Source organism: uncultured Roseovarius sp. (assembly GCF_913054395.1).
GTDB lineage: Bacteria > Pseudomonadota > Alphaproteobacteria > Rhodobacterales > Rhodobacteraceae > Roseovarius.
This window is the reverse complement of sequence record NZ_CAJXIP010000173.1, coordinates 1-6215: the sequence shown is the minus strand read 5'-3', so window position 1 is coordinate 6215 and position 6215 is coordinate 1. Positions and strand designations below refer to the sequence as shown.

The window sequence follows — 6215 nt, the reverse complement described above, 5'->3', positions numbered from 1 at the left end:
CCATTTCACATAACCCATTACGGCCCCCTTACATAAAATTCATCGTATAGATAATCAGCGCGATTACAGTGATCGGCACGATGTAGACAAGCCAGATCAAACGCCGCCTTAGCGAGTGTTCATATTGCGCCATTCCTGTCTCAATATAGGTATCCTTGTCGCCGGGCCTACCCGTGTCCCGCCAATCCTCAAGCAATTTTCGCCGCCGCACCGACCGCGAGTAAAGCGAGATGCCGACATAGATCACCGTCAGGACGATGAATCCGAAAACCACCAATCGCAGCAACGCCAACATCTGCCTGTTTCCCGATCCAAAACCGCGCCCGCGCCGCAAGTCGCGGCAATCTCGAAGGGTCTTAGCGTAGAATCATGCTAGAATGCACCCCGCAACAGCCTGAAAAGGAGCTTTCCATGTGTGACGCATGTATCATGAACGCGGTCAAAGACAGGATGCTGTCGCGCCGCGCCTTTTTCACTACAACCGCAGCCGCCGGTGCCGCCACCGCGCTTGGCCCCTTTCATGCGCCCCCCGCACTGGCCGCCGGGCATGGCACAGTCGAGGACCTGACCCATACCTATGACTCCGATTTTCCGACCTATTTCGGCAAGCCCGGCATATCGAGCGAGCAGAACTTCAAATTCTCCGAACATGGATTTAACCTCATGACACTGACGGTGAACGAACACACCGGCACCCATGTCGATGCGCCGCTCCATTTCTCGGCGGATGGGGCCTCGGTCGATGAGATCCCGCTTGGCAACCTGGTGGCGCCGCTCTGTGTGATCGACATCGCGGCTAAGGCCGCCGAAAACCCTGATGCACAGCTCACGCCCGATGATCTAAAGGCGTGGATCGCCGCCAATGGTGACATTCCCGACAATGCCTGCGTTGCACTTTATTCCGGCTGGGGCACCAAGACCGCCACCGACGGGTTTCGCAATTTCGACGGTGAAGCCATGCATTTTCCCGGCTTTCACGTTGAGGCGGCGCAAATGCTGCTTGAAACCGGTGCCTCGTCGCTTGCCAGTGATACGCTCTCGCTCGACCAGGGGATTTCGGCCGATTTCGCCACCCATTACGCATGGCTGCCCACGGGCCGTTTCGGGATCGAATGCATTGCCAATCTTGACCGGCTGCCCGCCTCGGGGGCGACGATTGTCGTGGGGGCGCCCAAGCATCGCGGCGGCACCGGCGGACCCGCGCGGATATTTGCGATGGTCTGAAACGGGCGCACATGGGGCCGGACCATCACACCACGCCTGACAGGCTTGTGACGTGACATTTCGACCGCGGGACTTAGGGTGGGGGCATTGTTTTCGCCGTGACCGGAGGGTCTATGCGCTATCTGCTTGTCCTGTTTATCCTGATCGTTCCCAGCCTTGCGATGACGGGCGAGCCCGCCGTTGATGCCCCGCGCTGTCACGCGGAAATCCCCTGTCCGCTTGGGGATCGGTCCTATCACGTGAAAGAGCCGGACGATTGGGATGGCATATCGCCGCTTCCGGTGCTGCTTCATTTTCACGGCTGGATGCGACAGGGCACGCTGATCGTGAAACATGGCCGCATTTCCGGCGCGACCCGGCGGCGCGGCGTTCTGCTTTTGGCGCCGAACGGGGCGGGCAAGACCTGGAATTTCTGGACCTCCGACACTGATGATGTGGCCTTCGCGGCGGCCGTGATCGAGGATGCCGCCAAGCGCTATCCGATCGACCGCAGCCGGATTTACGTCTCGGGCTATTCCTATGGCGCGGCGATGGCATGGCGTTATGTCTGTGAAAACGGCGGCGGGGTCGCGGCGCTTCTGGCGATTTCGGGCACCCTGCGCCAGACCGAAACCTGTCCCGCCGCCCCGGAAGAGATCCGCCATGTGCACGGCACCTCGGATACGGTGATGGATTTTCCCTTTGGGCCGGGTGGCGACACAACCTATCCGGTCAAACTCTGGCGCGAGAGGCTTGAGTGTAACGGCCCGCCGCGCGACCTTGGCGCATGGGACATCACCCGACACAACAGCTTCAGGCGCACCCAATGGCGCGACTGCACCGGCGGGCGGGTGACGCTTGACGTGCACGAACGCGGCCACTTTATCCCGCGCGGCTGGATCGCGCGCCAGCTTGACGAGCTGTTGGATCTGCCGCCGTCTTACCCATAAGCCGCCGCTTGACGCAAATTTTGCAGCAATGGGATGACCTTGCGCGCAGAACCCTCTATGAGCAGGGGTGAAATCCCTGACCTCACGGCTCTGCCCCCATGACAAAAAAGCCCGCCAAGATCAAAGTGCCGCTCTATTCGGCCGCCGACCGTGACAACCTGCGCTGGTTCTGGGGAAAATACCTCAGGAAACGGGCGCCCTGGCTTTTGCTGGTGTTGTTCATGATCCTCGTGCAGGGGGTGGTCTATCAGCAATTCCTGTCGATCACCGAGAATGGCCTTCGGGTGATTTTCGAGAATGGCACAGCGCGTGAACTGGGCATGGTCTGTCTTGCGGTGTTCTTTCTTTTCGCCGTCCGCGGCGCCATGGGCTATCTCGTGCCGCGCATCACCGTCTGGATCAGCAACGGCGCAGTCTTTGAAATGCGCCGCGATCTGATCGCACACATGATGGATCTGGATCTTGCCTATTTCGAGCGCACCAAATCCGGTGAGATCATTCAACGGCTTGTGACGCAAACCCAACAGCTTGGGCATTTCGTCGGCCTTTCCACCGCGAACGCGGTGCGCGATGCGGTGACGGTGGTGATCGTGTCGACCTATCTGATCTACAAGAACCCCGTACTGTTTATCGCCGCCATCGTGGTGTTGCCGTTCATCATCTGGGTGATGAATTTCGTTTCGGCCCGCGTCAAGCTGGTTCAGGGCGAGGCCGAACATGCGCTTGGCGACTACATGAGTGGGATCGAGGAAACCGTAAGTGGCATGCGCACGGTCAAGATTTCCAACCAGGAACAGGTCGAGGCCGCGCGGCTTGAAAAAGGCACCAGCAGGATTCGCGATCTGGCAACCCGCGTGCAGCTTACGCAGGCCCTCGTCATGCCCTCGATCGACCTTAGCTCGGCCTTTGTCTATGTGCTGGTGATTGGCGGCGGCGGGTATATGGTGCTGAGCCCCGATTTCGACATGGATGGTGCGGGCATCATCACCTTTCTGCTTGGCATGGTGCTTGTGTTCGATCCGGCGCGCCTTTTGGCGCAATACCTCGGCATTCTTCAGGCGCATGTCGTGTTGCTCGAACGGGTGCGTAACCTGTTTCATGAAAAGCCAAGCATCACCGACGCACCTGGAGCGGTTGCAGAATTCAACACCGGCGGCGATATCGCGCTCGATCAGGTGCGGTTTTCCTATAGCCCGGAACAGCCTCTGTTTGACGGGCTGTCGATGACCTTCAAGGGCGGACAGGTTTCGGCCATCGTAGGTGCAACCGGATCGGGCAAGACCACGATCCTGTCGCTGTTGTCGCGGCTTTACGATGTGCAGGGCGGCCAGATCACCATCGCCGGCACACCCATCGACAAGGTACAGCTTCGCGCCCTGCGCGGAGCGTTTTCCGTGGTGGCCCAGGATATTGTGATCTTCAACAATTCGATCTGGGAAAACATTCGCTACGTGAACCCCGAGGCGACCGACGCGGATGTCTGGCAGGCCGCTGAACACGCCGAAATCGCCGATCTGATCCGCAAGCGCGGCGATGCCCCGGTCGGCCCCAAGGGCGCGCAATTGTCGGGCGGGCAAAAGCAACGCATCGCCATCGCGCGCGCCTTTCTTGTCGATGCGCCGATCCTGCTTCTCGACGAAGCGACAAGCGCGCTTGATCAGGGCACCGAGGCGCGGATCAAATCGGCCCTTACCCGCCTGACCCAGGGGCGCACGACCATCGTCGTGGCGCACCGCCTGTCCTCGATTGCCGATGCCGATTGCATTTATGTGCTGGAGGCCGGTGCACTTGTGGAACAGGGCCAGCATGACGAGCTGTTGGAAAAGAACGGCTATTATGCCCAGCTTTATCTAGCCCAGAAGCAGAGCTATTCCGCTAGTTAACGCAAGCCGTCTTCGCCGGTGACCTCGGCCACGCTCAGCCCGCCCATACGGTCGTGTATGCGTCCGCCGCGCGCCATCGCAAGGATGAACAAAAGCTCGTCGGCACGCGGCCCGTCGGGCAGGCCCACCTCCATCCCGTCAAAATGGCTGCGCACATAGGCGGCGTTGATATGACCAAGCGGCACGTCGATGCGCGTGCCCGGCCCGCCCTGTTTCATCGACGAGGGCACGATTGCCTTGGCCTCGCCAAGCCGCGCGCGCATCGCATACCCCCCCGGCACATGCCAAAGCGCGGTATGTTCCAATTCGCCGCGCTCGCCCGCCATGGCGGCCTTGCCATAGCCGTCGATACCAGTGATCCCGCCCATCGCCTCGATCAACCGATCGGTCATCATCAGGCCGAGCGGCTTGAGATCGTCCATCGCCGATTGCAGATCGCCGGTGTACCCGCCCGCAAACGGGTTTTTGACAAGCGCCGCGATTGCCCCCCTCCGGCGCGGCTGTTTAGGCGCCGGGCCGCCATCGTGGTAAATGTCCTCGATGAAAATCGCGGTCTTGCGCAGGGTGAAATCAGGCATCAATGGTCTCCGTTCTATCCAGGGTTTTCACGGGCAGATCACCGACAATCCGGCACTGGCCCTCAAGCATCAACACCGCCCCGGCAATCAAGCCGCCCGCAAGGCAGGTCTCGGCGTAGGTAACCCCGGCCCCAAGCGCACGATCCACATCGGCGGATGTCAGATGGCCGACCGCACACGTCACAAGCCGCGCGCCAAGATCGCTGTCGGGCGATACCTCGATGGCGGGCAGGCGCGTGATCTCGGGATGACCCGGACAATCGACCGCATTGGCGATCATCGTAGCGGCGGCATCGGCGGCGGCGGCAGTCGCGGCAAGCACGGTCACACTCTCGGCGATACCGCGCGACAGGCTTCGTCCGCCGCGTCCCGACGTGGCAAGCCCGCGCACCGCGTGATCATGGCCAATCGTCAGTTGCGCCACCGGATCAGCAGCCACAACGCCCTGCATCACCTGACCCTGCGTGAGGTGAAAGGCGATATCGCCACCGTTGTTCACATAGGCCTTGACGATGCCCGGACCATCACAGAGCGTCGCCAATATCTCTTCGGCCCCGGCCCCGGCAACGGCCGCCATGGGCGTAACGAACTGCGGCGTGAAGGGGGCAACCGCGCGCGCCATACGCCGCGCCACGCGGCCCTTTGGGGGCTGCCCCGTCGCCATCCGAAGGCGGGGAAGTTCGTCCACGATTTCCTGTAACAGCCCATCGAACCGGGCGGCGGCGCGGGCATATCCGGCCTCTTGTCCCGGTCCCGTGGCCCCGACGATCATGTCAATCGGCCCGTGGTTCAGGTGAAGGCGCCCGCCCGAGATCCGAGTGATCTGCGGCCCGGTCACTCGCCGCGCTCCGGGGTCGAGCCAAGGGCACGGAATTCGCCACCGTATTCGCCGCCCTTCTCAAGGATATCGGTAATCGAGCGCACAGCCCCGTCGTGCCCGCCAAGCGCGCGATACTCATCCCGCGGCAGGGTGAATTCAAGCGGCGCGACAAGCGCCGGGGTCGGCACATAGCCAAAGCTGCGCTCGGGCATTTCCAGCACATCCACCATAAGGGTGATCCCCCCGCCGGGCCAGACATAGGCCGCCGCCCCGCCACAGGTTACGCGGGTCTTTCGTGCCTGCACCGAGCGCGTAAGGCGTACCGGGTTGCGGGTCACACCAGAGCGCAGCGACCCCCCGGCTCCTGCCTGAAACATCACCTTACAAAGCGCAGGTTCACAATTCTCGGCGATCAGATCGACCGACGCGACAAGCGCCTCGGGCAGGGGCGCGGGCTGTGGTACAAGATCATCGTCAAGCACGTAGAACCCGTGATGCTCGCCCGTGGTCGAAACCATCAGCAGGCGAAGCCCCGGACGCGCGCCCTTTTTTTCCCACCACGGGTTGAGGATGCTCAGCGGGTCTTCGATATCCGTCCCGCCCCAGCCGCGCCCGGGCCCGGCGACCTGAAAATACCGCCCCGGAGTCGAGCGGCGCCCCTTGATGCGAATGCCGGTATCGGGCCAGCCGAGAGCCTTGCCGGCCTGATGTTCGCTTACCACCCCGGTGATATGGTCATCGACAACGACCACCTCATCGACAAGCCCCTGCCATTGGCTGG

The 6215-nt window shown here is 61.8% G+C and carries 6 protein-coding genes and 1 pseudogene; 3 read left to right on the top strand and 4 right to left on the bottom strand.

Features of this window, described 5'->3' with window-relative positions; all coding sequences use genetic code 11:
* Window positions 1–28 precede the first annotated feature (28 nt).
* Window positions 29–295, bottom strand: a complete 267-nt coding sequence (locus QZ522_RS16950) for a hypothetical protein (protein ID WP_294614331.1) — start codon at window positions 293–295, stop codon at window positions 29–31.
* 116 nt (window positions 296–411) lie between these two features.
* Here QZ522_RS16950 and QZ522_RS16945 point away from each other — a divergent pair, with 116 nt between their 5' ends.
* From QZ522_RS16945 to QZ522_RS16935, 3 genes are all read left to right on the top strand, one after another.
* A complete protein-coding gene (locus tag QZ522_RS16945; RefSeq protein ID WP_294614328.1) occupies window positions 412–1224 on the top strand; it encodes a cyclase family protein in 813 nt (270 codons plus the stop codon).
* A 113-nt stretch (window positions 1225–1337) separates the two neighbouring features.
* The gene (locus QZ522_RS16940) at window positions 1338–2153 is read left to right on the top strand and encodes a polyhydroxybutyrate depolymerase (RefSeq protein ID WP_294614325.1); all 816 of its coding nucleotides are present in this window, start codon (window positions 1338–1340) and stop codon (window positions 2151–2153) included.
* A 98-nt stretch (window positions 2154–2251) separates the two neighbouring features.
* On the top strand, window positions 2252–4036 hold the full coding sequence (locus QZ522_RS16935) for an ABC transporter ATP-binding protein (protein ID WP_294614322.1): 1785 nt from the start codon (window positions 2252–2254) through the stop codon (window positions 4034–4036).
* Here QZ522_RS16935 and QZ522_RS16930 read toward each other — a convergent pair.
* The 3 genes and pseudogenes from QZ522_RS16930 to QZ522_RS16920 form a co-directional block, all read right to left on the bottom strand.
* Complete coding sequence (locus QZ522_RS16930; protein WP_294614319.1) at window positions 4033–4614, bottom strand: amino acid synthesis family protein; 582 nt, start codon at window positions 4612–4614, stop codon at window positions 4033–4035. The genes QZ522_RS16935 and QZ522_RS16930 overlap by 4 nt on opposite strands.
* Window positions 4607–5452 carry a UPF0280 family protein gene (locus QZ522_RS16925; RefSeq protein WP_294614316.1) on the bottom strand — a complete coding sequence of 282 codons (846 nt, stop codon included), beginning with the start codon at window positions 5450–5452 and terminating at the stop codon, window positions 4607–4609. Before QZ522_RS16925 ends, QZ522_RS16930 begins: the two co-directional genes overlap by 8 nt.
* Window positions 5449–6215: pseudogene (locus tag QZ522_RS16920) on the bottom strand (6-hydroxynicotinate reductase); the annotation flags it as partial. The gene QZ522_RS16925 and the pseudogene QZ522_RS16920, both read right to left, overlap by 4 nt.

Bases quoted from the DNA above. Each gene is read 5' to 3' on its own strand.
- QZ522_RS16950 (WP_294614331.1), bottom strand. From the start codon at position 295: ATGTTGGCGTTGCTGCGATTGGTGGTTTTCGGATTCATCGTCCTGACG.
- QZ522_RS16945 (WP_294614328.1), top strand. From the start codon at position 412: ATGTGTGACGCATGTATCATGAACGCGGTCAAAGACAGGATGCTGTCG.
- QZ522_RS16940 (WP_294614325.1), top strand. From the start codon at position 1,338: ATGCGCTATCTGCTTGTCCTGTTTATCCTGATCGTTCCCAGCCTTGCG.
- QZ522_RS16935 (WP_294614322.1), top strand. From the start codon at position 2,252: ATGACAAAAAAGCCCGCCAAGATCAAAGTGCCGCTCTATTCGGCCGCC.
- QZ522_RS16930 (WP_294614319.1), bottom strand. From the start codon at position 4,614: ATGCCTGATTTCACCCTGCGCAAGACCGCGATTTTCATCGAGGACATT.